This window comes from Devosia sp. YIM 151766 (genome assembly GCF_030285925.1).
GTDB lineage: Bacteria > Pseudomonadota > Alphaproteobacteria > Rhizobiales > Devosiaceae > Devosia.
In genome coordinates, this window is record NZ_CP127251.1 from 2,085,911 (window position 1) to 2,110,727 (window position 24,817).

The following is a 24,817-nucleotide window of genomic DNA, read 5'->3' on the forward strand; positions in this document are numbered from 1 at the left end:
ATGATCCGCATCGCCACCGAGCCCTTCGATCCCGGCGCCGAAGCCAATGCCTTCCAGGCCGCCCATATCGAAGCCGGCGCCATGGTCAGCTTTACCGGCCTGGTCCGCTCCCAGCCGCACGATCCGATTTCCGCCCTCATCCTCGAATGCTACGAGCCCCTGGCCCGCAACGAGATCGCCGCCATCCGCGATGCCGCCATCACCCGCTTCGACCTCATCGATGCCGCCATCATCCACCGCCATGGGCGCCTGGTGCCCGGCGAGACCATCATGATGGTCATGACCCTCGCCGGCCACCGCCATTCCGCCTTCGAGGGCGCGCAATATCTCATGGACTATCTCAAGACCGGCGCCCCCTTCTGGAAACAGGAGGAAACGCCATCCGGTCTGCGCTGGGTCGAAGCCAGGACCGCCGACGACGCGGCCCGGGAACGGTGGCGTCAGTCCGGCCAGGATTCCTGACTCATCATGCCATGGACCACGGCAATCACCAGAATGCCGTCAAGCTCCGGCCGATAAAAAATCAGGTAAGCGCCGGCGATAAGCATCCGCACTTTTTCACCGAATACGTCCCGCATTGACCCCATGGACGGATTTGCCGCTGCCAGCTCGATCTTTCCTTGGATTTGGCGGATGAGCTCATTGGCAGCCTGCAGATTGTCGCGGGCAATATAGTCCCAGATATTCTCGAGATCGTTTTGAGCTTTCGGCGTTAGCCGGAAGCTAGCCACGCGATATATGCCGGGCATGCGCTTTGGCGAGGAAATCGTCGAAGTCGAAGGGCTCGCCCGGCCCACTGGCCAGCCCCGCCTCCACCTCCGCGCGCAGCCGCGCCCATTCCTGCAACCGCGCCGCCTCCCGCCGCTCCCAGAGCTTCAGCGCCTCGCGCACCACTTCGCTGTCCGAGGCATATTTACCCTCGGCCACCGCCGCTTCGAGAAGCGTCGCCTGCTGTTCGGTCACCGATATGGTCAGCGTCTTCATACCGCCAATATAGCATCGTGCCCCCCAAACAAAAAGGCCGGGGAATGACCCCGGCCTCGCACGCAATTCCAGTGAAAATCTATTCCGCCGCCGCCACCTGTTTCGGCTGCACCGCCGCCGCATAGGCGTCGATCAGCGTCCGGCAGCCCTCGCCCGGGGTGAACGTGACATCCCCGATCAGCGATACCGGCGTCACTTCCGCCGCCGTGCCGGTCAGGAAGCATTCGTCGAACTGGCCCAGTTCCTCGGGCAGGATATGCCGCTCGGTGACCGTGTAGCCGTTCTCCTTGGCCAGCGCGATCAGCGTCTGGCGGGTAATGCCGTTGAGGAAGCAATCCGGCGTCGGCGTGGTGATTTCCTTGCCCTTGATGAAGAACACGTTGGCGCCCGTGGCTTCCGCCACATAGCCGCGATAATCCAGCATCAGCGCGTCGGCATAGCCATTGGCCATGGCCGCGTCCTTGGACAGCGTACAGATCATGTAGAGGCCCGCCGCCTTGGCCGCGGAGGGAATGGTTTCCGGCGAAGGCCGCTTCCACTTGCTCCATTCCAGGCGAATGCCCTTGAGCTTTTCCTCGACCGAGAAATAGCTCGGCCACACCCAGGCCGCGATGGCCACATGCACCTTGTTGTTGCGCGCCGGCACGCTGAGCTCTTCCGAGCCGCGCCAGGCCACGGGCCGCACATAGGCATCGACCAGCCCGTTCTTTTCCAGCACCAGGCGCTTGGCCGCCTCGATCTCGTCGACGCTATAGGGGAAGGGCATGTCCAGCATGGCCGCCGAGCGAATCAGCCGCTCGCTATGCTCGCGCGACTTGAAAATCTCGCCGCCATAGGCGCGCTCGCCCTCGAATACGGAACTGGCGTAGTGAAGGCCATGCGTCAATACATGGATCTTCGCATCCTTCCAGGGCTTGAGTTCGCCATCAAACCAGATCCAGCCATCACGCTGGTCCATCGGCAGGCCTGCCATAGTTCCTCTCCAGAAAATCTTGCCTTAGTCGCGCCTTCGCGTTTCCGTTGCCGCCGATCATGCATCAGGCCCAAACCCTTGGCAAACCGGAACGTCTTTGGGATAAGACAAAACGGCAGCGGCTATGGAGCGACTATGTCAGCGGTTCGAAAAAGTGTCAACAAGGCTGACATAAATTCCTCGCTGTCCGAGCATGCCCATTTGCCCCTCGACATCATGGGGCTTTTATTCTTTTCCTACAGGGATTTCACCGGCGATGCCGATGCCCTGCTCGAACGCCAGGGCTTTGGCCGCGCCCATCACCGCGTGCTTTATTTCGTCAATCTCAAGCCCGGCATGCCGGTGGCCGACCTGCTCGACATCCTGAAGATCACAAAGCAGAGTCTCGCCCGCGTTCTGCGCCAATTGCTCGACAATGGCTATGTCGAACAGCGCACCGGCGCGTCCGACCGCCGCCAGCGCCTGCTCTATGCCACCGACAAGGGCCGCGCCTTCTTCGCCGATCTCTCAGCCAATCAGGCCACCCGCATCGACGCGGCGATCGCCTCGCTTCCCCCCGAAGCGGCGGTCCAGGTGCGCCGCTTCCTCGTCGCCATGGTCAGGACCGAAGATCGGCCAACCCTCGACCGCCTGCGCCTCACCGATAATATTTAGCGCTCGGGCCAACTTGCCTTCCCTCGGGGGCTCCAATATCGTCTTGTCCCATGGGGAGGGAGCCGGGCGCGACAGCGCCTGAAATCCGCAATGACACTGGAGCAGCGCGATCCCGTTCCGCAGGAACTGGCGGCCTTGATGCGCGTGGCGGACACGCTCATGGAGCAACAGCAATTCCGCCGCGCCGCGCTGGAATATCGCGTCCTGCTGCACGAACCCGCCTTATTGGACAATCCGGCCGCCCGATACGAAACCTGGGCTAATCTCGGCGCCGCCCTGCTCTATGAATTTCTGGAAACCGCGCCCCATCCGAAAAGTGACCGCCTCCTCGATGAGGCGATCAAATGGCTGGGCAAGGCGCGCAGCCTGCTAGGCGGAAACACGCCGTTCAACACGCCGCCCGCTTTGGGGATCAATCTGGTGCGCGCTTATCACCAGCAATTCCTGCGCTCGGGCGAGGCCCGCCACCTGATGGCCGCCAATCTCGCGCTTGATGAAATCGCGACGGACGACCATCCCCTGATGGCCGAACGCCTCAAATCCCTGCGCCGCATGCTCATCGAGGCGGTCAGGCGCAAGAACCATTAGCAGACCGCATCCTGGCTCTCCGCAGGATCAGCCCCGCCCCAATTCCTCGCTGCGCTTTCGCGCCGCATCCACCGCCCGCGCCATGAGCGGGGCCAATCCGTCATCGGCCATCAGCACGGCGAGCGCCGCAGCGGTCGTGCCATTGGGCGAGGTGACATTCTGCCGGAGCACACTGGCCGGCGCCGGATCGGCGTCCAGCAAGGCCGCCGCGCCCACCACCGTCTGCCGCGCCAATTGCATCGCCACATGCTCGGGCAGGCCCTGCGCCACGCCCGCCGCGGCCAGCGCCTCGACCAGGTTGAACACATAGGCCGGTCCCGACCCGGAAACCGCCGTTACCGTGTCGAGATCGCCTTCCTCGGCGAACCAGGCCACCTGCCCCGCCGCCGCCAGCAGCGCATTGGCCGCCTCGCGATCCCGCGGCTCGACCTCCGGCCCGGCCACGGCGCCGGTCATGCCTTTGCCGATCTGGGCCGGCACATTGGGCATGGTACGCACCACCCGCTCCGTCCCCAGCCCTTCCGACAATCGGGCGATCGAAATGCCCGCCGCGACGGAGAGCACCAGTGTCTGCGGCCCCATGACCGGCAACAGCCCGTCCATGACCGGCCCGATGATCTGCGGCTTCACCGCCAGCACCAGCACATTGGGCTCGAGCCCGCTGGCCTGCTCATGGATGACCAGGCCGAAATCCTCGGCCAGTTCCCGGGCTGCCTCGCCGGGCGAGGGATCGACCAGCACCAGATTGGTCGGCGGCAAGCCGGCATCCAGCCAGCCGCGCGCCAGGGCCATGCCCATCTTGCCGGCGCCAACCAGCATGACCGGGCCAATCGAGCGAAGATGTGTCATTTCAGGCTTCGCCTACTGTCTCGAACATCACATGACTGAGCGCATCGGCGGCCGATTTGCCGGCCCATACCACGAACTGGAAGGCCTGATAATACAAATCGCAACTGTCGGATGCCGAGCGCAACAGCGCCTCGCATTGCTGCGGCGACACATCGGCGCCGCCGGTCAGCAGATGCGAATTGCGGAACAATACCACACCTTCCCGGTGCCAGATATCGAAATGGCCGATCCACAATTGTTCGTTGATCAGGCTGATCAATTGTTTGATTTCGGCACGGCGGCCATCGGGCACCTTGAGGTCAAAGGCACAGGCGATGTGCAGGCTTTCGAGATCTTCCATCCAGTTGAACGACACATGATAATCGCTCCAGCCGCCGCGCACTGAAATGGAGATTTCGTCGGCATCCTGCCGCTCGAAAGTCCAGTCATTGATCGAAGCGATATGCTCGACAAGGTCCACGGGATGGGACGTCCGGTCGGGCTCGAATTCAATCAGGGACATAAAAAAGGTCCGTCCTGCTAAGGCATTGGTCGTCCACACGGCCCACCGGGCCGGCGCTCTTGGATACGCGGGAAGGAACAACAGGCCGCAACAACGGCATCGAATCGTCCTCCTGAGCGAAACCTACACTGCGCCGCTGATTCAGGGGACGCAGCCGCTCGGAGGAACGACATTCTCTTGTGGATGATGATCCGCCCGCCGAAGTTAACGAAGGGTTAAAGCGCCCGGCATTCCGGCGCTTTTAGCATCAACGATCTGTTAATAACTTCATCGGGCGCCACAGCCGCCGAACCCCTCCAGCGCCACACCGGAGGCTTCCCGCCAGGACGAAATCGGCGCCCCTCGAGGCGAGCCGTCGCATATCGACTGCAAACAGCCGGTCTCGCCCACCCCGCTCGTCACCCTCGCCCCATCCCCACTCGTTGGTCGTACCGCAAGAGCCCTCGCGTCGAGCGCGAGGGTGACGAACCGGGATTGGAGACGCTAGCAATGCCCCAATGGAACGCCCGTCGAAAAAGACTCTGCGGCGCCGGACCGCGTTCCTGTCCACCGCGTCTTTCCCGCGAAAGCGGGAACCGCTGTTGCCAAAACCAAGCCCGCCGTCGCGGGGAAGTGTTTACAATGGATGCTTCGAGCCAAGTTGTCTCGGAACGTGAGGCCCTTAGCCCCCTCCCCCTTGAGGGGAGGGCCGGGGTGGGGGTGCTGCGGTTCCTACACATCCGGGAGCCCGGCCCTGGCTCCGCCATCCGCCGGGGTGACACCGAGAAAATCGAGGCAACAACGCGCAAAACGCCCTGCGAGCCCAGGCGGTCGCTCCACCCGCGCCGAGCGATATGGATGCTTCGAGCCAAGTTGTCTCGGAACGTGAGGCCCTTAGCCCCCTCCCCCTTGAGGGGAGGGAAGGGGTGGGGGTGCTGCGGTTCCTACACATCCGGGAGCCTGGTCCGGGCTCCGACACCCCACCCTCAATCCCTCCCCTCAAGGGGGAGGGAGGCACAGGAACCCCCGGCCCTGTTGCCGAAGCAAGAACCCATTGTAAACACTCCCGCCATCCGCCGGGGTGACACCGAGAAAATCGAGGCAACAACGCGCAAAACGCCCTGCGAGCCCAGGCGGTCGCTCCACCCCGCCCGCGCCCAGCGATACCGCCTATTTCGCCGGCTTGCCCTCGCGCAACCCGGCGATTTCCTTGCGCAGCGCGTCGATCTCCTCGCCCTGCACCTGAACCAGTTCGCGCAGCGCGTCGAAATCCTCGCGCTTGACCAGGTCCATGTCGTTGACGATGCGCTGGGCCTGGGATTTCACCACCGTCTCGACCTCGCGACGCACGCCATCGGCCACGCCCGCCGCCTCATTCATCACGCGGCCCAATCCGTCGAAAATCCTGTTGTTCTGGCTCATGGCTGTCGTCCGTTCCGCAAAACCGTGCTGTGGAGTGATATGTAAGGCACCCATGGCCACTTGAACAGTGCGGCCTTTTCTTTCCCTCCCCTCTTGCGGCAAGGCCCAGGAGGGGGGTACGCCAGGCACGATAATGCCGCATTCGCGCGGCACACCCGGTCGAACATCTGGAGCGCCCCTTGCCCTTCCCCAATATCGACCCTATCGCTTTCGCCATCGGCCCCTTCGCCATCCGCTGGTATGCGCTGGCCTATCTCGTCGGGGTGCTGCTCGGCGCCGCCTATGGCTACCGGCTGCTGGCCAATGAGCGCCTCTGGCATCGCGGCGCCCCGCCCTTCCCCGCCAAGGATGTCTGGGACTTCGCCTTCTGGGCCATGCTCTCCATCGTCATCGGCGGGCGCCTCGGCTATGTGCTGTTTTACAACCTGCCCTATTACGCCCAGAACCCGCTCGAAATCGTCAATACCCTCGATGGCGGCATGTCCTATCACGGCGGCATGCTCGGCCTGATGCTGGCCGCCATTCTGTTCACCCGCTCCAAAGCCGGCAATTGGCTCTCCAGCCTCGACCTGCTCGGCGCCGTCGCCCCGATCGGCATCTTTCTCGGCCGCCTCGCCAATTTCATCAATGCCGAACTTTATGGCGCTCCCACCGATGCGCCCTGGGGCGTCATTTTTCCCACCGACCCGCTGCAGGTTGCCCGCCATCCCAGCCAGCTCTACGAAGCCGTGCTCGAGGGCCTGCTGCTGTTCCTCGTCATCCGCATCGCCACCCATGTCTTTTATGCTCTGCGGCGGCCGGGCCTGGTCGCCGGCATTTTCGCCATCGGATATGCCCTGTCGCGCATCGCCGTCGAATTCGTGCGCCTGCCCGATATCCAGCTTGGCTATCTCTATTTCGGCTGGGTCACCATGGGGCAGATTTTGAGCCTGCCCCTGCTGGTCGGCGGGCTTATCCTCATCATCTACGCCCTGTCGCGCCGCGATAATTCTTTGCGGCCCTGAAGGCTAGCAATCTGTTAACCAATTGCCCGAAGTGAGACTCCGAAGTGAATGACACGCTGACCCTGGCGGAGCAGATCGATCTGCAGATTCGGACCGGCGGCCCCATCTCCGTCGCCACCTATATGGGCCTCTGCCTCACCCATCCCTCCAAGGGCTATTACCGCGCCGGCGACCCCATCGGCGGCGCTGGCGATTTCATCACCGCACCGGAAATTTCGCAGATGTTCGGGGAGCTTATCGGTTTCTGGCTGGTCAATCTCTGGCAGCAGATGGGCGAGCCGAAAGCCTTCACCCTGCTCGAACTCGGCCCCGGCCGTGGCACGCTGATGGCCGATATTCTGCGCGTCGCCTGCCGCGCCCCCGGCTTCCGCGACGCCCTGCATCTGAACCTGTTCGAAACCAGCCCCAACCTCATGGCCGAACAGAAGGCAAGGCTCGAAGTTTACGACCCTAAGTGGCTGCAAAACTTTGATAATTTCGAAGATGGCCCGGTCCTGATCGTCGCCAATGAATTCTTCGACGCCCTGCCGATCCGCCAATTCGTCCGCAAGGAAACCGGCTGGCACGAACGCCAGGTCGGCCTCGTCGACGGCAAGCGCACCTTCGGCCTCTCCCCCACCCCGATCCCGCCCGCCGCCATGCCGGACCCCGTCGCCAACGCCGAGCCCGACACCATTTTCGAGGTCAACTTCGCCGCTGCCGAAATCCTGTCACGGCTCGGGAAAACCATCGCCAAACAAGGCGGTAGCATTCTCGCCATCGATTATGGCCATGCCCGGACCCAGACCGGCGAGACCCTGCAAGGCGTTCGCCGCCATGCCTATGCCGCTGTGCTCGACGCCCCCGGCGACACCGATCTCTCGGCCCATGTCGATTTCGACGCCCTCGCCAATGTCGCCCGCCAGGCCGGCCTCGCCGCGCAACCGCTTGCCACGCAAGGGCAATTCCTGACCCGGCTCGGCATCGGCGAACGCGCCGCCGCGCTCTCCGGCGCCAATCCCGACGCCGCCGCCGAAATCAGGGCCGCCCATGATCGCCTGGTCGGCCAGGACCAGATGGGAAGCCTGTTCAAGGTCTTCTGCGCCCACAGTCCCGGGCTCAGCCCCGCCGGTTTCGCGCCATGATAGAACGCGAAACCTCCCCCGCCCTCGACGCTATCTCCAATATAGGCCACGGCTTTTTCGGTCGCAGGGGCGGCATGTCCACGGGCGATTTCGCCGGTCTCAACGTCTCCTGGGCGGTCGGGGATGATCAGCAGATCGTCGAACGGAACCGGGAGAGCGTTCGGCAGGCGACCGCTATCGGCCCGCTGATCGTCGTCAGGCAAGTTCACTCCGCCGCCGTCGAAACCATCCACGGCGCCGTCGCGCCCTCCACCCTGGAAGCCGATGCCCTGGTTACCGCCACGCCCGGCCTCGCCCTGGCTATCCTCACCGCCGATTGCACCCCCATCCTGCTGGCCGATCCCGATGCCGGCGTGGTCGGCGCCGCCCATGCGGGCTGGCGCGGCGCGGTGGATGGCATAGTCGGCAACACAGTCGCCGCCATGGCCGCGCTTGGCGCCGACCCTGCCAATATAAGCGCCGCCTATGGACCCAGCATTTCCGCCCCCAATTACGAGGTCGGTGACAAATTCAGGTCCGACTTTCTCGCCCTCCATCCCGGCGGCGAACATCATTTCCACACCCCGCCCGGCGGCCAGCCGCATTTCGACCTGCCCGGTTTCGTCGAGGCGCGGCTGCGCGCCGCCGGCATCACCCGGGTCGAGCGCGTCGGCGCCTGCACCTATGCCCATCCCGACCGCTATTTTTCTCATCGCCTCGCCACCCATCGGGGCACGAAAACCGGTCGCCAGATCGCTGTCATCGGCCTGACACAGGTTTAATTTACCGATCCGCCCAAAGTGGCGTTGTCAGCCCGGGAGCGACCCGCTAAAGGTGCCCGCGAAACTGGTAGGTCCGCCCCCGCTGGACCAGTTGAGACAGGATCGCGTCCATGAAGCTGGTGTCCGGCAATTCCAACCGTCCGCTGGCGCAGGCCGTCGCCAGCTATCTCGAACTCCCTCTTACCGATTGCACCGTCAAGCGCTTCGCCGACAACGAAGTCTATGTCGAAGTGCAGGAAAATGTGCGCGGCGAGGATGTCTTCATTCTCCAGTCGACCAGCTTCCCGGCCAATGACAATCTGATGGAATTGCTGATCATCACCGATGCGTTGCGCCGCTCCTCCGCCCGGCGCATAACTGCCGTGCTGCCCTATTTCGGTTACGCCCGCCAGGATCGGAAATCGGCGCCGCGCACCCCGATTTCGGCCAAGCTCGTCGCCAATCTGATCACCGAGGCCGGCGCCAATCGCGTGCTGACGCTCGACCTGCATGCCGCCCAGATCCAGGGCTTTTTCGACATTCCCACCGACAATCTGACCGCCGCGCCGGTCATGGTCCGCGACATCAAGGACAATTACGACATCAAGAATGTCATGATCGTCTCGCCCGATGTCGGCGGCGTGGTCCGCGCCCGCAATGTGGCCAGCCGCATCGGCGCCAGCCTGGCCATCGTCGACAAGCGCCGCCCCCGCGCCGGCGTTTCTGAAGTCATGAATATCATCGGCGATGTCGAGGGCCAGACCTGCATTCTCATCGATGACATCGTCGATTCCGGCGGCACCCTGGTCAATGCCGCCGAGGCCCTGCTCAATGCCGGCGCCAAGGAGGTTTCCGCCTATATCACCCATGGCGTTCTTTCGGGCGCCGCTTCGGAGCGCATCGCCGCCTCCAAGCTCAAGGAACTGGTGGTCACCGACTCGATCCTCGACACCGAAGCGACCGGCGCCGCCGCCAATATCCGCCGCATGACCATTGCCTCGTTGATCGGCGAAGCCATTGCGCGCACCGCCAGCGAGCAGAGCGTGTCGAGCCTGTTCGACTGATTTCCGCCCGCTTTGCTGCTATGCTTCTCGCGGGCCGAGCCGCAAGGAGGGTGAAATGCCGCGTTTTCTAGCGCTCTATATGGGTACGCAGGATTCCGAGCTTCAGCGCCAATGGGACCAGCTTTCCGATGCCGAGCAATCGGAGCGCAGCAGCGGGCGATGCATGCCTGGGGCGCGTGGGTTGGCCGGCACCAGCAGGCGATCCGCGACATGGGCTCGCCCCTTGGCAAGACCCTGCTAGCCAATCGGGACGGCGTCACGCCCATGGCGAATGCGGTGGCCGCCTATGTCATCGTCGAAGCCGAATCCCATACCGCCGCTGCCCGCATGTTCGAAGACCATCCGCATTTCAGCATCTTTCCCGGCACCGGCGTCGAGATCATGGAATGCCTGCCCATGCCGGGAGCATAAGCCCGCCAGCGATGGCGGAATCTCTTGCCCACCATCCGGCTTTCCTTTATATCCCGCCTCCATGAAGCGCTCGTCACCCCTGGAGGACGGGCGCGTATGTCGTTTAGTGATGACATACACCAACCCAGAATGGATGATTTCCATGGCTGCCAATCCAGTGCTCAAGGCACAGGCGCGTGAGGGAGTGGGCAAGGGGGCCGCTCGCGAAGTGCGTCGTCAGGGACGTGTTCCCGCTGTTATCTATGGTGACAAGAAGCCCCCCGTCACCGTTTCCGTCGAATTCAAGGACGCCCTGAAGTTCATCTATGCCGGCGGTTTCAAGTCGACGGTCCTCGACCTCGATGTCGATGGCACCGTCCACAAGGTGATCCCGCGCGATTACCAGTTGGACGTGGTCATGGACCAGCCGCTGCATATCGATTTCCTGCGCATTTCGGGCAATGCCCGGCTCAATGTGGACGTTCGCGTGGACTTCATCAACGAAGAGCAGAGCCCCGGCCTCAAGCGCGGCGGCACGCTCAACGTTGTGCGTCACAGCGTGGAAATCAACGTTCCGGCCAACGCCATTCCCGATTCCCTCATTGTCGACCTCACCGGCACTGAAATCGGCGATTCCATCCACTTTTCGGCGATCGCCCTGCAGGATGACGCCAAGCCGGTCATCACCGACCGCGACTTCACCATTGCCACCGTCGTCGCGCCTTCGGGCCTCAAGTCGGCGGATGCCGCCGGTGAAGACGAGCAGGAAGCCGCCGCCGAGGAGTAATCCTTGTCGGCATTGCAATGCGTTTCGAGGCGGCCCCGTGGCCGCCTCATTCATTTGGGAGGCTTGCGATCATGAAACTGCTCGTCGGTCTGGGCAATCCCGGCGCCCAATATGCCGGCAACCGCCACAATATCGGCTTCATGGCCGTGGATGCGATTGCTGCCGCCAACGGCATTTCCGGCTGGAAATCCAAGCATGCCGGTCTGCTCGCCGAAGGTAATATCGGCGGCGAGCGTGTGCTGCTGCTCAAGCCGCAGACCTATATGAACCGATCCGGCGACAGCGTTCAGCAGGTCGCCCGCTTCTTCAAGATCGGCAATGAGGACATCATCGTCTTCTACGACGAACTCGACCTCGCGCCTGGCAAGGTCCGGGTGAAAGTCGGCGGCGGCAATGGCGGGCACAATGGCCTGCGCTCCATCGATCCGCAGATCGGCCTCGATTACAAGCGCGTCCGCCTCGGCATCGGCCATCCCGGCAAGGAATTCGTCACCCCCCACGTGCTCGGCGATTTCGCCAAGGCCGACAAGGCCTGGCTCGATCCCCTGCTGGACGAAATCGCCCGCCAGGCGCCGCTCCTGCTCAAGGGCGACGATGCCGGCTTCATGAACAAGCTGGCGCTGATCGCGCAGGGCGGCGAGGAGAAAAAGCCGGGTCCCAAGACCCAGAGCCATATCCGCCAGGCTCGCCCGGCCAGGAGCCAGGCCGACCTGCCGAAAACCGGCCCCATGGCCGATATGCTCGCCAAATTATTCGGCAAGGGGGAATAAAGACCCCGCTTCGGCGCGCTCCCCCCACTCGCCACCCTCGCGTCAAACGCGGGGGTGACGATTCCGAAAGGGTCAGGTGTTGAACTTGAACAGCATCACATCGCCGTCCTTGACTACATATTCCTTGCCCTCGTCCCGCGCCTTGCCGGCTTCCTTGGCGCCCTGCTCACCGCCCAGCGCCACGAAATCCTCGAAGGCGATGGTCTGCGCCCGGATGAAGCCGCGCTCGAAATCGGTGTGGATGACGCCAGCGGCCTGTGGGGCCTTGTCGCCCTTATGGATGGTCCAGGCGCGGGTTTCCTTGGGACCGACGGTAAAATAGGTTTGCAGATCGAGCAGATCGTAGGCCGCGCGGATCAAGCGGTTGAGACCGGGCTGCTCCAGCCCGAGCGACGAGAGATATTCCGCCTGTTCCTCGTCGGCAAGCTGGGCCAGCTGGCTTTCGATTTCTGCGGATATCACCACCACGCCGGCATCGTTGGCCTTGGCGTATTCTTCCACCTTCCGGCTCAGCGCATTGCCCGTCGCCGCCGAAGCCTCGTCGACATTGCAGACATAGAGCGCCGGCTTGCTGGTCAGCAATTGCAGCTCGTTGAAGGCCTTTTCTTCCTCGGGGTCGCGCTGGACGAAGCGGGCCGATTTACCGTCCCGCAACACGGCCAGGGCGCGGTCGATCAGGCCGAGTGCCTGCTTGGCTTCCTTGTCATTGCCCTTGGCCTTTTTTTCGACCCCGGCGCGGCGCCTTTCGAGGCTTTCGAGGTCGGCCAGCATCAATTCGGTCTCGACCACCTCGGCATCCGCCAGCGGGTCGACCTGGTTCGACACATGGATGACATTGGCATCCTCGAAACACCGCAGCACATAGGCGATGGCGTCGGTTTCCCGGATATTGGCCAGGAACTGATTGCCCAGCCCCTCCCCCTGCGAAGCGCCCTTCACCAGCCCCGCAATGTCGACAAAACTCATGCGCGCCGGCAGGACATTGATCGACTTGCCGATCGCCGCCAATTGGTCCAGACGCGGATCGGGCACTGAAACCTCGCCCACATTGGGCTCGATGGTGCAGAACGGGAAATTGGCCGCCTGCGCGGCGGCGGTGCGGGTCAATGCGTTGAAAAGCGTCGACTTGCCGACATTCGGCAGGCCGACAATGCCCATCTTGAAGCCCATGAATATCTCCGGGAAATCGTTGGGCTCCAATTGGGTCGGATCGGTGCCGATGTCAATGTTTGGCGGCGCGGCGCGGACCCGGATGCTGTCCGGCGCGCCAAGCTCTGGCCAGCCTTGCCCTTGCGGCGGGCTCATGCCAAAACGCCTCTTGACGTATAGGACAAGTAAATGACCAACCCCGTCACAAAAGATCGGCGCCACTTCGAAGACCTTGCAATCGGCGAAGTCATCGATTTGGGCCGCACCAGCGTCAGCCGGGAGATGATCACCTCTTTCGCGCGCGAATTCGACCCCTTCCCCTTTCATCTCGACGAAGAAGCCGCCAAGGCGAGCCTTTTGGGCGGCCTGGCCTCCAGCGGCTGGCAGACCGGCGCCCTGAGCCTGCGCATGCTGGTCGACCGTTTCCTGGCCAATGTCGCGTCCTGCGGCGGCCTGGGATTTCGCAATCTCAAATGGAAAAATCCCGTCATGGTCGACGACATTATCGGGGGCACCGCCACGATTGCCGAATTGCGCCGCTCGGCCAGCCACCCGCAATGGGGCATCGTGACGCTCGACTTCGCTATCGGCAATCAGCATGGCAAGCCGGTCATGACCATGCGGCTGGCCAATCTGGTCGAGTGCCGCCATCCCGAGACCGGCGTATGACCCGCTGGTTCGAGGACGTCACGCTTGACGAGGCCTTCCCGCTCGGCAGTCACACCTTTACCGAAGCGGAAATCATCCGCTTCGGCGGCCTTTACGATCCGCAATATTTCCATACCGATCCGAATCTCGCCAAACACAGCCATTTCGGCGGATTGATCGCCTCGGGCTGGCACACGGTCAGCGTCGGCCACCGCAAGATGGTCGATGCGCTGTTTGCCGAGGAAGAGCGCTTGCGTGCCCTGGGACAGGAGCCCGGCGTGTCCGGCCCTTCTCCCGGCGTCAATGCCATGGACTTCAAGGCGCCGGTGCGCCCGGGCGACACGGTGACCTATCAATTGATCGTCACCGGCAAGCGCCGGTCCAATACCATTCCTGGCTGGGGTCTGCTGTTCAACCGCCTGACAGCGATCAACCAGCGGGGCGAATTGGTTTATTCCGCCGATCTCGTCGGTTTTTCGAAATTGCGGGATTATCGCATGCCGGCAAGGCTCAGAGTGTTGCTGGCGCTCACCAAAGTGCCTGTTCTCGGCAAGCTGATCCGGCGCGGCTCTTGAATCCATCGAAGCGCATCGGCACTCTCTGCCCATGCGCCGATTCGCCCTTGTCTTCGCCCTCACCGCCCTCACCGCCACCGCCGCCTTCGCGCAGGCCTATCAGGGCAATTGGAGCTGCCGCGACGCCAGTACCGAGCGCGCCGGCATCCTGACCATCTATGGCCAGGTCTATGGCTGGGCCTCCCGTACCCCTGGCGATCCCAATTCCGGCACCGGCATGCTGACCCCCTATCAGGACGGCATCGGCGTCAATGACGGCAATCTGCGCCTCAACGGCAATGTGCAGGCGGTTCGCGTCATCAACGATCCCAGCTATGGCGTGGCCTTGCAGATGGAAACCGCCGAAGCCATCGTCATGCTCTGCACGCCGCGCTGAACCTATAGCGCCCCGCTCCCCCGAGCGAGCCTCAAGATCGGCAGTTCCTGCGCCTTCTCCCCTTGGCCCAAACCACACTCGTCACCCTCGCGCCTGACGCGAGGGTTCCTTGTCTATGGGGCCGCTGTAAACACGCCCTCTGCGCAAGGGGTTGAACTTTTCCATTTTTTACGCATTTTAAGGGGGCAGCGCCGGGCCCCTCTGGTCATGGCTTCTCCATGGCGATGTCGGAGCTGCTCCACTGGTTACATGGAGAGGTCCGGCGATGGAATCGCTTCTTGCCGCCCTATCGGGCGATTTTCTTGGTACACCCGTCTATTTTTGGGTCGCATTCATCGCGATCGTGATCGGCCTGCTGGTTTTCGACCTCGGCATCCTGCACCGCGAGGAGCACGAGATCGAAACCAAAGAGAGCCTGTTGCTCTACGGCTTCTATGTCTGTACGGCCCTGGCCTTCGGCGCCTGGGTCTGGTTCCAGCGCGGCGCGCAGGCGGGCCTGGAATTCTACACCGGCTATCTGATCGAGCAATCGCTGGCGATGGACAACATGTTCGTCATCGCCACCATATTCGGCTTTCTGGGCATTCCCCGGCTCTACCAGCACCGCGTGCTGTTCTGGGGCATTCTGGGCGTGATCCTGTTCCGTGCCGTTCTCATCGGTGTCGGCGCCGCCCTGGTCAACAATTTCAACTGGGTCCTGTTCTTCTTCGGCGCCTTCCTGGTGTTCACCGGCATCCGCATGTTCAGCCATTCCGGCGATGAACCGAATATGGAGGACAATAAGCTCCTCAAATTCCTGCGCGGACGTTTCCGCATCACCAAGGACCTGCGCGGCCGCAATTTCACGGTACGCGAGCCCGATCCCAAGACCGGCGCCATGGTCACCTGGCTGACCCCTTTGGCCGTGGCGCTGATCATGGTCGAATTCGTCGACCTGATCTTCGCCGTCGATTCGGTGCCGGCGGTTTTCGCGGTCACTCAGGACACGTTCATCGTCTATACGTCCAATATCTTCGCCATTCTCGGCTTGCGGGCGCTCTATTTCGCCCTGGCCGCCGCGATGAACCGCTTCCGCTATCTACAGATTTCGCTGGCGATCATCCTGGTGCTGATCGGCATCAAGATTTTCCTCGTGCCGATGAATATCCACATCGACACCCTGCTCTCGCTGATCGTCACCCTCTCGATCCTGGCGGGCGGTGTGCTCTATTCGCTGTGGAAGACCCGCAACGAGCCCAATATCAGCGCCGAAGACCGGCCCGAGACCGGTCAGTTGGAGCCGTAAACCCGAGCGCTTTCCCGCCTCCTCGCCATCCGGCCCGTCCGGATGGCGATTACCGTGTCGAGGTGCCCGCAAGGCCCGGCCCGGACGCCGGGCCTTTGCACCTTTCTTGCCGTAATTACTCGTTAACGAATCGGAGGAAACGACAAAGGAGATCGCCGATGGGTGCCATCCACGAAATCGTCTTCGACTGCGACGAACCAAAAACGCTGGCCAGTTTCTGGGCCAGCCTGCTTGAAGGCTATTCGGTGCGCCAATTGGACACGACCAGCGCGGCTCTAAGCCTCGCCTTGGGGCTCGATCCGGCCGAGCCGACCACTTTGATGGTCGATGGCCCCGGCCCTTCGCTCTGCTTCCAGAATGTCGACGGGCAGCGGCCGGACAACAATCGGGTACATTTCGACGTCCAGGTCGCCGATCGCGCCGCCGAGGTCGAGCGGCTCAAACAGGCCGGCGCCAGCGTCGAGCGCGTCCTGCCGACCTATACGATCATGCGTGATCCGGAAGGCAATCAGTTCTGCCTCGTGGACCGCCGCGAAGCCCTGGCCGCCTGACGGCTTGGCCCGTAACGCTTTGTGCTGACACATCTTGTCAGCGCCTCCTGCAAGGGTTGCGACGAACGCCAGACGGAGCCCCGCCATGACCCTGCACGCCACCTGCCATTGCGGCGCCACCCGCATCGCCCTGCCCTCGCAGCCTGTCCAGGCCAAATCCTGCAATTGCACGTTCTGCGCCCGAACCGGCGCCGTATGGGCCTATTACAAGCATGACGAACTGGAATTCATCTCGCGCGAAGGCGAGGCGGTCTATTCGCCCAGTGGCATGAACCACCATCATTTCTGCAGCAAATGCGGCATCCAGACCTGGGGCGATTCCCCCGATTGGGCCTCAATGTACAATGCCGACGGCACACCGAAGAATGGCGATGCCAACGCCATGCCGGCGGAACGCATCTATGCGGTCAATCTCAACCTGATCGATGATCTGGATTGGTCGCTGGTCAGCGTCGAACAGGTAGACGGGCGCAATAGCTGGTAGGGCTCAATGTCCCTCGAAGGCCATCAGGCAATTGACGCTCACCCCTTCGGCAGCCAGTTTTTCCGCCCCGCCCAGTTCCGGCAGGTCGATGACGAAGGCGGCCTGATCGACAATGGCGCCGGCGCGGCGTAACAGGCTCACCGCCGCCACCGCCGTGCCGCCAGTGGCGATGAGATCGTCCACCAACAGTACTTTATGTCCCGGCCCTACGGCATCGGCATGGATTTCGATCGTGTCGATCCCATATTCGAGCGCGTAATCCTGCCCGATGATTTCGCCCGGCAGCTTGCCTTTCTTGCGGATCGGCACGAATCCCGTTCCCAGCGCAATGGCAATCCCCGCCCCGAAAATGAAGCCCCGCGCCTCGATTCCGGCCACATGGGTGATGCCCTGGTCGCGATGCATAGCGGCGATGCGCTCGACGCTTTCCCGGAAGCCCTCGCCATGCTCGATCAGCGTGGTGATGTCCCGGAACAGGATGCCCTTCTTGGGATAGTCCGGAATCGTGCGGACCAGCGACTTGAGGTCGAGCGACATCGATAGCCTTGGTTTGGAGAGCGGTTCAGAGTTTGTTGTTGCGGCCGAGCAGGTGCCGCGCCAATACGCCGGCATTATAGGCGGCGTTGCGCGTCGTGCTGATGGCGGTCTCGCGGGTCTTGGGATTATTGACCATGGCGCGCACCGCCGGATGGCGGCTGACCGCGAAAGCGGTGCTGACGACGGTAACAGCCAGGCGAATGGCGGACATCGCATTCTCTCCAACAACCCGAACGGGTGGAATATCGCGTCTGGCGCTCCCAATGACAAGGCCTTCACGGCTTTGCGCAGGCGGCAAAACGAAGCGACCGGCATAAAAAAGGGGCCTCGAAAGGCCCCTTTCAATTCTGGAAAACCAGCAGCTTAATGCTCGATGCCGGCCCACAGCTTGCGCTTGGTGGCATACATCAGGCCGGCGAACAGCACCAGGAACAGCAGCACCACGAAACCGGTCTGCTTGCGACCGACCAGGTGCGGCTCGGCCATCCACATCATGAAGGCCGAAACGTCGGTCGCATATTGATCGAGCGTTTCGGGGGCGGTCACACCGTCCTCGCCCGGCGGATAGCTGATCGAACCATCGGCCAGCGGCGGCGCCATGCCGATGGCGTGGCCGGGGAAATAATCGTTATAATATTGCCCATCGCCCAGTTCGAAGCCTTCCGGCGCATTTGCCGGCACGTCGTCGTGATAGCCGACCAGCAGCGCATGGATATAATCCGCGCCGCCTTCCTCATAGGCCGTGAAATAGTTGAACAGCCAGGTCGGGAACGGGTCGGAGACGCCGCGGGCCTTGGCCAGCACCGAGAAGTCCGGCGGCAGCGAACCGCCCATGGCGTCGCGGGCGTCCTGGTCATTGGCGAAGGGCGAGGGCCAGCGGTCGGCGGCGACGCCCGGACGGCGGCCGCCCTCGGCGGTCGGGTCTTCGACCTCATATTCGGCGGCCAGCGCCTTGACCTGCGCTTCCGAGAAATTGGGGCCGCCGGGCTCGGAAAGATTGCGGAACGCCATGAGACGCGCCCCGTGGCAGCTGGCGCAGACTTCGCGGAACACCTGGAACCCGCGTTGCAGCTGGTTCTGGTCATAGGTGCCGAAAATGCCGGCAAAGCTCCAGTTCTGCCGTTCCGGATGCGGGCTGCCTTCGGCTGCATGCGCCGGCAGGGCGGCGAGACCGACAAAGGCGGCCAGGGCGGCGATGATGATCTTGCTCTTGAACATGTCTATCGCCCCGCTCACGCGTCTGCCTTGCCGAGAACGCTCTCGGAAATACTGGTCGGCAGCGGCTTCGGCGTCTCGATACGGGACAGGACCGGCAGCACCACCAGGAAGTAGATGAAATAATAGGCCGTGCAGATCTTGGCCAGCGTCACATAGATGCCTTCCGCCGGCTGCGCGCCCAGATACATCAAGGCAATGAAGTTGACCACGAACAGGGCGTAGAACCACTTGAACATCGGGCGGAATGCGCCGGAGCGGACCTTGGACGTATCCAGCCACGGCAGCACCAGCAGCACCAGCATCGATCCCGCCATGGCGATGACGCCGCCCAGCTGGCTGTTGATGAACAGCACGTTGAAGTCGACCGCGCGCAGGATGGTATAGAACGGCAGCAGATACCATTCGGGCACGATATGGGCCGGCGTCACCTGGCTGTTGGCCATGATGTAATTGTCGGCGTGACCCAGGATGTCGGGGGCGAAGAACACGAACCAGGCGAACGGGATCAGGAAGAGGACCATCGCGAACAGGTCCTTCATCGTATAATACGGATGGAAGGGCACGGTATCGCGGCTGTCCTTCACCTCGACGCCGACCGGGTTGTTATTGCCCGGCACGTGCAGCGCCCAGATATGGAGCGCCACCACGGCGGCGATGATGAATGGCAGCAGGTAATGCAGCGAGAAGAAGCGGTTGAGGGTCGGATTGCCAACGGCGAAGCCGCCCAGGACCAATTGCTTGAGGCTGTCGCCGACCAGCGGGATCGCGGAGAAGATATTGGAAATCACCGTGGCGGCCCAGAAGCTCATCTGGCCCCAGGGCAGGGTATAGCCCATGAAGGCGGTGGCCATGGTGAGCACAAACATGATGACGCCCAAAATCCAGAGGATTTCGCGCGGGGCCTTGTAGGAGCCGTAGAACAGGCCGCGGAACATGTGGATATAAAGGGCGGCGAAGAACATCGAGGCGCCGACCGCGTGGGTGGCCTGGATGATGCGGCCGCCATTCACGTCGCGGCGGATATGCTCCACCGAATCGAAGGCCAGCGCCACATTGGGCGCGTAATGCATCGCCAGGATGATGCCGGTGACGATCTGCACCGCCAGGCACATGACCAGGATGGCGCCGAAGGTCCACCAGTAATTGAGGTTCTTCGGCGTGGGGAAATCCATCAGGTGCTCTTTGGCGAAGCGCACCACCGGCAGGCGGTCGTCCAGCCACTTCTCGACGGCATTTCCGGGAATATAGGTAGAATGTTCAGACATCGGAAAAGCCCCCACTAGCCGATCTGGACCAGCGTATCGCTGACGAATTCATAAGGCGGCACCACCAGGTTCAACGGGGCGGGGCCGCGACGGATACGACCGGCCGTATCGTAGTGCGAGCCGTGGCACGGACAGAACCAGCCATCGAAATCGCCCGATTCGCCGACCGGGACACAGCCCAGATGCGTGCAATTGGCGATCATGATCAGCCATTCCTCATGGCCCGGCTTGGTGCGCTGCTCGTCGGTCTCGGGGTCCTTGAGCTCGCTGAGCGGCACCGCCTGGGCCTCGGCGATCTCGGCCGCCGTGCGGTGACGCACGAAGACCGGCAGGCCGCGCCAGGTGATGGTCACCGACTGGCCTTCCGGAATAGCGCCGACATCGAATTCGATGGTCGCCAATGCCAGGGTCGAGGCATCGGGATTGAGCTGATTGATCAACGGCCAGACCACGGCTGCGGCGCCGACGGCGCCGACGGCGCCTGTGGCGACATAGAGAAAGTCCCGCCGGTTCGTGGAATGTTGTTCTGCTTGCGTGGCCAAGGTCCGTATCCCCGTACGATGCACAATTGACGGAGCCGGCTCCGGCAATCGCGTCCGCATAGCGGAATCGACCGCCGACCGCCCTCAAGCGGTCCGTCAGGTAGGGTCTTTTTGCACTGTCCCAGGAACTTGTCCAGTGCGCGTAAGGTGACAGTGCAAAACTGCGACACTATACCCAAGCCGAGCCCCCGATCCCGGGCGCTCCCTATCCTCTGGAACAGACAGCATGGCCCTGGATCTCGCCCTCTACCAGCCGGACATCGCCGCCAATACCGGCACCCTGTTGCGGCTGGGGGCCTGTATGGGCGTACCGGTTCACGTCATCCATCCGGCGGGATTCGCCATCACCCAGCGCAATCTGGCGCGCGCCGGCATGGATTATCTCGACCGGGCGAATCTGATCGAACATGCCAGCTTCGCCGCCTTCCGCGATTGGCAGCTTTCGCAGGGCCGGCGGCTGGTTCTGCTCACCACCAAGACCACCAATTCGGCCTATGCGGCCAGCTATGCGGCGGGCGACATTCTCCTGCTCGGCCGTGAAAGCGCCGGCGTGCCCGACGACATCGCCGCCCAGGCCGATCTTCGCGTCCGCATCCCGATGCAGCCGGGATTGCGCTCGATCAATGTCGCGCTTGCCGGCGCGATGATATTGGGAGAGGCCATGAGACAGATTGGCAACTTTACACAGCTTTCCTGAAGGTCCATTCCCGAGCCATGACCCTGCCCTCCGATATCGATACCAAGAAATCCATCGCCAGCGCCTGGTTCTACACCCTGCGCGATCGTATCCATGCCGAGCTCGAAGCTATCGAGCGTGAAGTCGCCGGGCCCCAAGCCGACATGGCGCCGGGCCTGTTCGAGCGCACCCCCTGGGACCGTGCCGGCGGCGGCGGCGGCGAGATGGGCATGCTGCATGGCCGCGTCTTCGAGAAAGCCGGGGTCCACGTCTCCACCGTTCATGGCCATTTCACCGAGGAATTCGCCCGCCAGATGCCCGGCACCGAAGCCGGCACCGGCTTCTGGAGTTCCGGCATTTCGTTGATCGTGCATCCCTGGAATCCGCATGTACCGGCGGTGCACATGAACACGCGCATGATCGTCACCGGCAAGCAATGGTGGGGCGGCGGCGCCGACCTGACCCCGGTGCTCGACGCCCGCCGCACCCAGGACGATCCCGACAGCGTCGATTTCCACGCCGCCATGCAAGCCGCCTGCCAGGATCGTTCCGGCGTCGATTACGAGCGTTTCAAGGCCTGGTGCGACGACTATTTCTTCCTGCCCCACCGCAACGAGCCGCGCGGCATTGGCGGCATTTTCTACGACCAGTTCAATTCCGGCGACTGGGATGCCGATTTCGCCTTTACCAGAGCGGTCGGCGAAGCCTTTATCGACATCTATTCCAAACTGGTTCGCCGCAATTTCGAGAAAAGCTGGACCGAGGCCGAGCGCGAAGAGCAATTGGTCCGCCGCGGCCGCTATGTCGAATTCAACCTGCTTTATGACCGCGGCACCACTTTCGGCCTCAAGACCGGCGGCAATGTCAATTCCATCCTTTCCTCCATGCCTCCGGCGGTAAAATGGCCGTAGCATGATTGCGGAACCCGACGTGGCGCCCCACATTGATGTGAACCGGCCACAGCGAAGGAGGTTCAGCAATGAAACGCTTTGATTCCAGCACGCTCATTCCCGGCTCCAACTGGCATGCCCAGGCGGAAACCGAAGCGGAAGTGGTTCGCCGCGCCGTCGAGAACATGAAGAACATCAATGGCGAATCCGAAGTGCGTCCCGAAATGATCGAGCGCATCAAGGAACGGATCGTCGATGTCGACGCTACCGGTGGCCCCCGCCGCTAGTCGAAAACCGGCAGCATCGCCAGCAACGCCGCCCGGTCGAGGGCAAAGCCGCTCTCGACCCAGTTCTTTTCCAGGACCTGCAAAGCCGCGCCCAGTTCCGGGCCGCTTTGCATGCCGCGCGCCATCAGGTCCTTGCCGCTGACCGGCATCGCCGCAGCCGGCAGCCGCCCCAATTCCCGCGCCGTCTCGGCCAGCAGGCTCCGTGGCCAGTGCTGTCTGGCCGCCGCCACGGCGAGCCCTTCCACTGCATCCTCGCCGAAACGATAGGCCGCCCAGTTCCCCTTGCCCTCGGCCAGCAAGTCCGCCGCCCCGGCAATACGCGCGGCCCGCTCGGTCACCGCATTGGACAGCCTCCAATCGGCCTGCAATTGCGCCAACCCCGCCGCTGACAGCAGCGCCAGGCGCGCTGCCGGCGCATGCCCGCCCAGCGCCTCGTAGCGTTGCAGCATTGTCAGGACCTCTTCCTCCGGCGCGAGCAGCCCGATCGCCGCCATGGCCGCCAGCGTACGCACGATTTTGGGCAAGGCCAGGATACGCAGCATTTCGCTGCCCACCCGCTCGCGCGAGAGATGATCGAGACTGCCGGCCGCCGCCTGGCAGGCCGCCAGCCCCTCGGGGTCGAACTGCTCGCCGCCATGGCTGGCCGAAAACCGGAAGAAGCGATAGACCCGCAGCCCGTCCTCGGCGATCCGCTGACCGGCATCGCCGATGAACCGCACCCGGCCATTGATGAGGTCCCCCGCCCCGCCCAGCGGGTCGAACAGCCGGCCATCGGCAAAGCAATAGAGCGCGTTGAGGGTGAAATCCCGCCGCTCGGCATCGGCCACCCAGTCGGAGCCGAACGCCACCTCGGCATGGCGCCCATCGGTCGCCACGTCCTGGCGCAGCGTCGTCACTTCCACCACCGTCCCGTCCAGCCGCAGCGTCACCGTGCCATGGTCGATGCCGGTGGGATAGGCGGCGATGCCGGCCGCCCTGGCCATCTGCATCACCGCCACCGGCAGCAATTCGGTCGCCATATCGATATCGGCATTCTCGCGCCGCCGCTCCAGCAGGCTGTCGCGCACCACGCCGCCAACGGCGCGTGTGCGGCCCGTCGCTCCCTCCAGCGCTGCGAAAATCGCCTGCACCGCCGGGCGTTCGAGCCATTCCACGCCGCTGATCCGCTCGGGAATCATGGCCTTGCCTCGCCCAGCGCCAGATCGCGGAATTTCCGCGTCAGATTGGCGGTGATGCCCCAGATCACATGGCCGTCATGGTCGATCTGCCAGGTCGTATATTCCTTGCCCGCCCGGCTGATGCGGAAGCGGCCATAAGCGGCCGGATCGAGTATCCGGCCCAGCGGCACTTCGAATACCGAATGCACCTCGCCCGGATTGGGCACGAATGGTCCGCTCGGCGAGACCTCCGCCACCACCGGCGTGATGAGATAATTGGTGCCCGTATAATAAGTCGGCATATAGCCCAGAATGGAGGCATCGCCGGGCGCCATGCCCACTTCCTCATTGGCCTCCCGCAAGGCCGCTGCGCCCGCGCCCCTGTCCTCGCGGTCCACCTTGCCGCCCGGAAAGGCCACCTGCCCCGAATGCGCCCGCAAATCCGGCGACCGCTCGGTGTAAAGTATGGTGTGCCCCTCCGGCCGCCGCACCAGGGCGATCAGCACCGCCGCCGGCACTGGCGGCCGCGAGAACGGCGTCAGCGGATCCCAGTCCGGCACCAGATCTTCGGCCGGCGCCAGCGGCGGCGGCCCGGGCAGCAGTCGCGTACTGAGCAGGTCAACAAAATCTTCATCGATGAACAAAGAACACTCGGCGACAAAACAATGACCGGCCAATCTTAGGCCAGGCGCGGCAAAGTGGCACCATCTTTCGGCGGAGCAGGCGCCGGCCGAGGCGCGAGGCCGGAAGGCGAGCCTTAAAACGCCGCGATTTCGCCCTTGAGCGACCGGGCCAGGCTCTTGTCTTTGGCGAGCAGCAATACCCGCGCCGGATCGACCGGTCCGGGGAACTGGATATGACCCGGCATGGTGATGTCCCAGCCCAGCGGGCCATAATAATCCTGGTCGCCGACCAGGAGCACGAATTGCCCCTCGCGCCGCGCCATCGCCCGCTGCGCCGCTTCCCGGGCCAGCAGCTTGCCGGCGCCGCGCTTGCGGAAATTCGGATGGGTCGCCAGCGGCCCCAGCAGATAGCCGCGCATGCCGCTGACGCTGATCGGCGTCATCCACACCGATCCGCAAGGCGCGCCCTCGACTTCGGCGATGAGGCTCAGGCTCTCGTCGATCGGGAACCGCTCGCGCACCCGGAACGCCGTACGCGCAAACCGGCCCGGGCCGAAGGCCAGGGCTTGCAATTCCTCGACAAAGGCGTCATCGGCGGGGGTGGCGGGCCGCACATAGGGTTGGCCGGCGAGCGGATTGGCGGCGTCGGCCGCAACGAGCATGGTCATGAAAGCAAATCCGGGAAAAGTGTGCAGGACAGATTGCGGCCGGCCCTTGGGCGTTC

Annotated in this window: 34 protein-coding genes; 19 read left to right on the top strand and 15 right to left on the bottom strand. The window is 63.3% G+C overall.

Annotated elements, in window-relative coordinates:
• Positions 1-462 (top strand): molybdenum cofactor biosynthesis protein MoaE, encoded by a 462-nt coding sequence (locus tag O9Z70_RS10215; RefSeq protein WP_286018716.1) that lies wholly within the window; start codon positions 1-3, stop codon positions 460-462.
• On the opposite strand, the gene O9Z70_RS10220 is transcribed toward O9Z70_RS10215, so the two are convergent.
• The 3 genes from O9Z70_RS10220 to O9Z70_RS10230 form a co-directional block, all read right to left on the bottom strand.
• On the bottom strand, positions 441-731 hold the full coding sequence (locus tag O9Z70_RS10220) for a type II toxin-antitoxin system RelE/ParE family toxin (RefSeq protein ID WP_286018717.1): 291 nt from the start codon (positions 729-731) through the stop codon (positions 441-443). The genes O9Z70_RS10215 and O9Z70_RS10220 overlap by 22 nt on opposite strands.
• Positions 724-984, bottom strand: a complete 261-nt coding sequence (locus O9Z70_RS10225) for a type II toxin-antitoxin system ParD family antitoxin (RefSeq protein ID WP_286018718.1) — start codon at positions 982-984, stop codon at positions 724-726. Before O9Z70_RS10225 ends, O9Z70_RS10220 begins: the two co-directional genes overlap by 8 nt.
• A gap of 79 nt (positions 985-1,063) precedes the next feature.
• Positions 1,064-1,957: a branched-chain amino acid aminotransferase gene (locus O9Z70_RS10230; RefSeq protein WP_286018719.1), complete on the bottom strand. Its 894-nt coding sequence runs from the start codon at positions 1,955-1,957 to the stop codon at positions 1,064-1,066.
• Between the two features lie 135 nt (positions 1,958-2,092).
• Here O9Z70_RS10230 and O9Z70_RS10235 point away from each other — a divergent pair, with 135 nt between their 5' ends.
• Positions 2,093-2,611: a MarR family winged helix-turn-helix transcriptional regulator gene (locus tag O9Z70_RS10235; RefSeq protein WP_502870122.1), complete on the top strand. Its 519-nt coding sequence runs from the start codon at positions 2,093-2,095 to the stop codon at positions 2,609-2,611.
• A gap of 90 nt (positions 2,612-2,701) precedes the next feature.
• A complete protein-coding gene (locus tag O9Z70_RS10240) occupies positions 2,702-3,199 on the top strand; it encodes a hypothetical protein (RefSeq protein ID WP_286018720.1) in 498 nt (165 codons plus the stop codon).
• A 27-nt stretch (positions 3,200-3,226) separates the two neighbouring features.
• Here the strand turns inward: O9Z70_RS10240 and proC are convergent, their stop codons facing one another.
• The 3 genes from proC to O9Z70_RS10255 all read right to left on the bottom strand — a co-directional run bounded on the left by proC (position 3,227) and on the right by O9Z70_RS10255 (position 5,951).
• Positions 3,227-4,048: a pyrroline-5-carboxylate reductase gene (proC, locus tag O9Z70_RS10245; RefSeq protein ID WP_286018721.1), complete on the bottom strand. Its 822-nt coding sequence runs from the start codon at positions 4,046-4,048 to the stop codon at positions 3,227-3,229.
• Position 4,049: 1 nt separating this feature from the next.
• Positions 4,050-4,550: a type III secretion system chaperone family protein gene (locus tag O9Z70_RS10250; protein ID WP_286018722.1), complete on the bottom strand. Its 501-nt coding sequence runs from the start codon at positions 4,548-4,550 to the stop codon at positions 4,050-4,052.
• Between the two features lie 1,149 nt (positions 4,551-5,699).
• On the bottom strand, positions 5,700-5,951 hold the full coding sequence (locus O9Z70_RS10255; RefSeq protein WP_286018723.1) for an accessory factor UbiK family protein: 252 nt from the start codon (positions 5,949-5,951) through the stop codon (positions 5,700-5,702).
• Between the two features lie 179 nt (positions 5,952-6,130).
• Between O9Z70_RS10255 and lgt the strand changes: the two genes are divergently transcribed.
• From lgt to pth, 7 genes are all read left to right on the top strand, one after another.
• Complete coding sequence (gene lgt / locus O9Z70_RS10260) at positions 6,131-6,955, top strand: prolipoprotein diacylglyceryl transferase (protein ID WP_286018724.1); 825 nt, start codon at positions 6,131-6,133, stop codon at positions 6,953-6,955.
• A 44-nt stretch (positions 6,956-6,999) separates the two neighbouring features.
• On the top strand, positions 7,000-8,079 hold the full coding sequence (locus tag O9Z70_RS10265) for a class I SAM-dependent methyltransferase (protein ID WP_286018725.1): 1,080 nt from the start codon (positions 7,000-7,002) through the stop codon (positions 8,077-8,079).
• A 74-nt stretch (positions 8,080-8,153) separates the two neighbouring features.
• Positions 8,154-8,840 (top strand): peptidoglycan editing factor PgeF, encoded by a 687-nt coding sequence (pgeF, locus tag O9Z70_RS10270; RefSeq protein ID WP_502870123.1) that lies wholly within the window; start codon positions 8,154-8,156, stop codon positions 8,838-8,840.
• Between the two features lie 110 nt (positions 8,841-8,950).
• On the top strand, positions 8,951-9,883 hold the full coding sequence (locus tag O9Z70_RS10275; RefSeq protein ID WP_286018727.1) for a ribose-phosphate pyrophosphokinase: 933 nt from the start codon (positions 8,951-8,953) through the stop codon (positions 9,881-9,883).
• A 210-nt stretch (positions 9,884-10,093) separates the two neighbouring features.
• The gene (locus O9Z70_RS10280) at positions 10,094-10,294 is read left to right on the top strand and encodes a hypothetical protein (protein WP_286018728.1); all 201 of its coding nucleotides are present in this window, start codon (positions 10,094-10,096) and stop codon (positions 10,292-10,294) included.
• 142 nt (positions 10,295-10,436) lie between these two features.
• Positions 10,437-11,060, top strand: coding sequence for a 50S ribosomal protein L25/general stress protein Ctc (locus O9Z70_RS10285; RefSeq protein ID WP_286018729.1), 624 nt, complete (start codon positions 10,437-10,439; stop codon positions 11,058-11,060).
• Positions 11,061-11,131: 71 nt separating this feature from the next.
• Entirely contained in the window at positions 11,132-11,830 is a 699-nt protein-coding gene (pth, locus tag O9Z70_RS10290) for an aminoacyl-tRNA hydrolase (protein WP_286018730.1), read from the top strand.
• 72 nt (positions 11,831-11,902) lie between these two features.
• Here pth and ychF read toward each other — a convergent pair whose 3' ends face one another.
• Positions 11,903-13,000 carry a redox-regulated ATPase YchF gene (gene ychF, locus O9Z70_RS10295; RefSeq protein WP_286021992.1) on the bottom strand — a complete coding sequence of 366 codons (1,098 nt, stop codon included), beginning with the start codon at positions 12,998-13,000 and terminating at the stop codon, positions 11,903-11,905.
• Between the two features lie 168 nt (positions 13,001-13,168).
• On the opposite strand from ychF, the gene O9Z70_RS10300 reads away from it, so the two are divergent.
• The 6 genes from O9Z70_RS10300 to O9Z70_RS10325 all read left to right on the top strand — a co-directional run bounded on the left by O9Z70_RS10300 (position 13,169) and on the right by O9Z70_RS10325 (position 16,898).
• Positions 13,169-13,648 (top strand): MaoC family dehydratase, encoded by a 480-nt coding sequence (locus O9Z70_RS10300; RefSeq protein ID WP_286018731.1) that lies wholly within the window; start codon positions 13,169-13,171, stop codon positions 13,646-13,648.
• Entirely contained in the window at positions 13,645-14,202 is a 558-nt protein-coding gene (locus tag O9Z70_RS10305; RefSeq protein WP_286018732.1) for a MaoC/PaaZ C-terminal domain-containing protein, read from the top strand. Before O9Z70_RS10300 ends, O9Z70_RS10305 begins: the two co-directional genes overlap by 4 nt.
• A 31-nt stretch (positions 14,203-14,233) precedes the next feature.
• Complete coding sequence (locus O9Z70_RS10310) at positions 14,234-14,578, top strand: hypothetical protein (RefSeq protein ID WP_286018733.1); 345 nt, start codon at positions 14,234-14,236, stop codon at positions 14,576-14,578.
• A gap of 265 nt (positions 14,579-14,843) precedes the next feature.
• Complete coding sequence (locus O9Z70_RS10315) at positions 14,844-15,863, top strand: TerC family protein (protein ID WP_286018734.1); 1,020 nt, start codon at positions 14,844-14,846, stop codon at positions 15,861-15,863.
• Positions 15,864-16,021: 158 nt separating this feature from the next.
• Positions 16,022-16,414 carry a VOC family protein gene (locus tag O9Z70_RS10320; RefSeq protein WP_286018735.1) on the top strand — a complete coding sequence of 131 codons (393 nt, stop codon included), beginning with the start codon at positions 16,022-16,024 and terminating at the stop codon, positions 16,412-16,414.
• A gap of 85 nt (positions 16,415-16,499) precedes the next feature.
• Positions 16,500-16,898 (top strand): GFA family protein, encoded by a 399-nt coding sequence (locus O9Z70_RS10325; protein WP_286018736.1) that lies wholly within the window; start codon positions 16,500-16,502, stop codon positions 16,896-16,898.
• Positions 16,899-16,901: 3 nt separating this feature from the next.
• On the opposite strand, the gene O9Z70_RS10330 is transcribed toward O9Z70_RS10325, so the two are convergent.
• The 5 genes from O9Z70_RS10330 to petA all read right to left on the bottom strand — a co-directional run bounded on the left by O9Z70_RS10330 (position 16,902) and on the right by petA (position 20,460).
• Entirely contained in the window at positions 16,902-17,435 is a 534-nt protein-coding gene (locus tag O9Z70_RS10330) for an adenine phosphoribosyltransferase (protein ID WP_286018737.1), read from the bottom strand.
• A gap of 25 nt (positions 17,436-17,460) precedes the next feature.
• Entirely contained in the window at positions 17,461-17,646 is a 186-nt protein-coding gene (locus tag O9Z70_RS10335; RefSeq protein WP_286018738.1) for a hypothetical protein, read from the bottom strand.
• Between the two features lie 152 nt (positions 17,647-17,798).
• Entirely contained in the window at positions 17,799-18,653 is an 855-nt protein-coding gene (locus O9Z70_RS10340; protein WP_286018739.1) for a cytochrome c1, read from the bottom strand.
• A gap of 14 nt (positions 18,654-18,667) precedes the next feature.
• Positions 18,668-19,918 carry a cytochrome b gene (locus O9Z70_RS10345; RefSeq protein WP_286018740.1) on the bottom strand — a complete coding sequence of 417 codons (1,251 nt, stop codon included), beginning with the start codon at positions 19,916-19,918 and terminating at the stop codon, positions 18,668-18,670.
• A gap of 14 nt (positions 19,919-19,932) precedes the next feature.
• Positions 19,933-20,460: a ubiquinol-cytochrome c reductase iron-sulfur subunit gene (petA, locus tag O9Z70_RS10350; protein ID WP_286018741.1), complete on the bottom strand. Its 528-nt coding sequence runs from the start codon at positions 20,458-20,460 to the stop codon at positions 19,933-19,935.
• Between the two features lie 226 nt (positions 20,461-20,686).
• Between petA and O9Z70_RS10355 the strand changes: the two genes are divergently transcribed.
• The 3 genes from O9Z70_RS10355 to O9Z70_RS10365 all read left to right on the top strand — a co-directional run bounded on the left by O9Z70_RS10355 (position 20,687) and on the right by O9Z70_RS10365 (position 22,313).
• Positions 20,687-21,157: a tRNA (cytidine(34)-2'-O)-methyltransferase gene (locus O9Z70_RS10355; RefSeq protein ID WP_286018742.1), complete on the top strand. Its 471-nt coding sequence runs from the start codon at positions 20,687-20,689 to the stop codon at positions 21,155-21,157.
• Between the two features lie 17 nt (positions 21,158-21,174).
• Positions 21,175-22,047: an oxygen-dependent coproporphyrinogen oxidase gene (gene hemF / locus O9Z70_RS10360; protein WP_286018743.1), complete on the top strand. Its 873-nt coding sequence runs from the start codon at positions 21,175-21,177 to the stop codon at positions 22,045-22,047.
• A 68-nt stretch (positions 22,048-22,115) separates the two neighbouring features.
• The gene (locus O9Z70_RS10365) at positions 22,116-22,313 is read left to right on the top strand and encodes a DUF1059 domain-containing protein (protein WP_286018744.1); all 198 of its coding nucleotides are present in this window, start codon (positions 22,116-22,118) and stop codon (positions 22,311-22,313) included.
• On the opposite strand, the gene O9Z70_RS10370 is transcribed toward O9Z70_RS10365, so the two are convergent.
• The 3 genes from O9Z70_RS10370 to O9Z70_RS10380 all read right to left on the bottom strand — a co-directional run bounded on the left by O9Z70_RS10370 (position 22,310) and on the right by O9Z70_RS10380 (position 24,761).
• Positions 22,310-23,491, bottom strand: a complete 1,182-nt coding sequence (locus O9Z70_RS10370; RefSeq protein WP_286018745.1) for a CCA tRNA nucleotidyltransferase — start codon at positions 23,489-23,491, stop codon at positions 22,310-22,312. The two genes, O9Z70_RS10365 and O9Z70_RS10370, sit on opposite strands and share 4 nt — an antisense overlap.
• Positions 23,488-24,114 (bottom strand): CoA pyrophosphatase, encoded by a 627-nt coding sequence (locus O9Z70_RS10375; protein WP_286018746.1) that lies wholly within the window; start codon positions 24,112-24,114, stop codon positions 23,488-23,490. The genes O9Z70_RS10370 and O9Z70_RS10375 overlap by 4 nt, the downstream gene beginning before the upstream one ends.
• A 113-nt stretch (positions 24,115-24,227) precedes the next feature.
• On the bottom strand, positions 24,228-24,761 hold the full coding sequence (locus O9Z70_RS10380) for a GNAT family N-acetyltransferase (protein ID WP_286018747.1): 534 nt from the start codon (positions 24,759-24,761) through the stop codon (positions 24,228-24,230).
• Positions 24,762-24,817 lie beyond the last annotated feature (56 nt).

Coding starts and splice junctions, on each gene's coding strand:
- O9Z70_RS10215 (WP_286018716.1), top strand. CDS start 1: ATGATCCGCATCGCCACCGAGCCCTTCGATCCCGGCGCCGAAGCCAAT.
- O9Z70_RS10225 (WP_286018718.1), bottom strand. CDS start 984: ATGAAGACGCTGACCATATCGGTGACCGAACAGCAGGCGACGCTTCTC.
- O9Z70_RS10230 (WP_286018719.1), bottom strand. CDS start 1,957: ATGGCAGGCCTGCCGATGGACCAGCGTGATGGCTGGATCTGGTTTGAT.
- O9Z70_RS10235 (WP_502870122.1), top strand. CDS start 2,093: ATGTCAGCGGTTCGAAAAAGTGTCAACAAGGCTGACATAAATTCCTCG.
- O9Z70_RS10240 (WP_286018720.1), top strand. CDS start 2,702: ATGACACTGGAGCAGCGCGATCCCGTTCCGCAGGAACTGGCGGCCTTG.
- proC (WP_286018721.1), bottom strand. CDS start 4,048: ATGACACATCTTCGCTCGATTGGCCCGGTCATGCTGGTTGGCGCCGGC.
- O9Z70_RS10250 (WP_286018722.1), bottom strand. CDS start 4,550: ATGTCCCTGATTGAATTCGAGCCCGACCGGACGTCCCATCCCGTGGAC.
- O9Z70_RS10255 (WP_286018723.1), bottom strand. CDS start 5,951: ATGAGCCAGAACAACAGGATTTTCGACGGATTGGGCCGCGTGATGAAT.
- pgeF (WP_502870123.1), top strand. CDS start 8,154: ATGTCCACGGGCGATTTCGCCGGTCTCAACGTCTCCTGGGCGGTCGGG.
- O9Z70_RS10275 (WP_286018727.1), top strand. CDS start 8,951: ATGAAGCTGGTGTCCGGCAATTCCAACCGTCCGCTGGCGCAGGCCGTC.
- O9Z70_RS10280 (WP_286018728.1), top strand. CDS start 10,094: ATGGGCTCGCCCCTTGGCAAGACCCTGCTAGCCAATCGGGACGGCGTC.
- O9Z70_RS10285 (WP_286018729.1), top strand. CDS start 10,437: ATGGCTGCCAATCCAGTGCTCAAGGCACAGGCGCGTGAGGGAGTGGGC.
- pth (WP_286018730.1), top strand. CDS start 11,132: ATGAAACTGCTCGTCGGTCTGGGCAATCCCGGCGCCCAATATGCCGGC.
- ychF (WP_286021992.1), bottom strand. CDS start 13,000: ATGGGCTTCAAGATGGGCATTGTCGGCCTGCCGAATGTCGGCAAGTCG.
- O9Z70_RS10300 (WP_286018731.1), top strand. CDS start 13,169: ATGACCAACCCCGTCACAAAAGATCGGCGCCACTTCGAAGACCTTGCA.
- O9Z70_RS10305 (WP_286018732.1), top strand. CDS start 13,645: ATGACCCGCTGGTTCGAGGACGTCACGCTTGACGAGGCCTTCCCGCTC.
- O9Z70_RS10310 (WP_286018733.1), top strand. CDS start 14,234: ATGCGCCGATTCGCCCTTGTCTTCGCCCTCACCGCCCTCACCGCCACC.
- O9Z70_RS10315 (WP_286018734.1), top strand. CDS start 14,844: ATGGAATCGCTTCTTGCCGCCCTATCGGGCGATTTTCTTGGTACACCC.
- O9Z70_RS10320 (WP_286018735.1), top strand. CDS start 16,022: ATGGGTGCCATCCACGAAATCGTCTTCGACTGCGACGAACCAAAAACG.
- O9Z70_RS10325 (WP_286018736.1), top strand. CDS start 16,500: ATGACCCTGCACGCCACCTGCCATTGCGGCGCCACCCGCATCGCCCTG.
- O9Z70_RS10330 (WP_286018737.1), bottom strand. CDS start 17,435: ATGTCGCTCGACCTCAAGTCGCTGGTCCGCACGATTCCGGACTATCCC.
- O9Z70_RS10335 (WP_286018738.1), bottom strand. CDS start 17,646: ATGTCCGCCATTCGCCTGGCTGTTACCGTCGTCAGCACCGCTTTCGCG.
- O9Z70_RS10340 (WP_286018739.1), bottom strand. CDS start 18,653: ATGTTCAAGAGCAAGATCATCATCGCCGCCCTGGCCGCCTTTGTCGGT.
- O9Z70_RS10345 (WP_286018740.1), bottom strand. CDS start 19,918: ATGTCTGAACATTCTACCTATATTCCCGGAAATGCCGTCGAGAAGTGG.
- O9Z70_RS10355 (WP_286018742.1), top strand. CDS start 20,687: ATGGCCCTGGATCTCGCCCTCTACCAGCCGGACATCGCCGCCAATACC.
- hemF (WP_286018743.1), top strand. CDS start 21,175: ATGACCCTGCCCTCCGATATCGATACCAAGAAATCCATCGCCAGCGCC.
- O9Z70_RS10365 (WP_286018744.1), top strand. CDS start 22,116: ATGAAACGCTTTGATTCCAGCACGCTCATTCCCGGCTCCAACTGGCAT.
- O9Z70_RS10370 (WP_286018745.1), bottom strand. CDS start 23,491: ATGATTCCCGAGCGGATCAGCGGCGTGGAATGGCTCGAACGCCCGGCG.
- O9Z70_RS10380 (WP_286018747.1), bottom strand. CDS start 24,761: ATGACCATGCTCGTTGCGGCCGACGCCGCCAATCCGCTCGCCGGCCAA.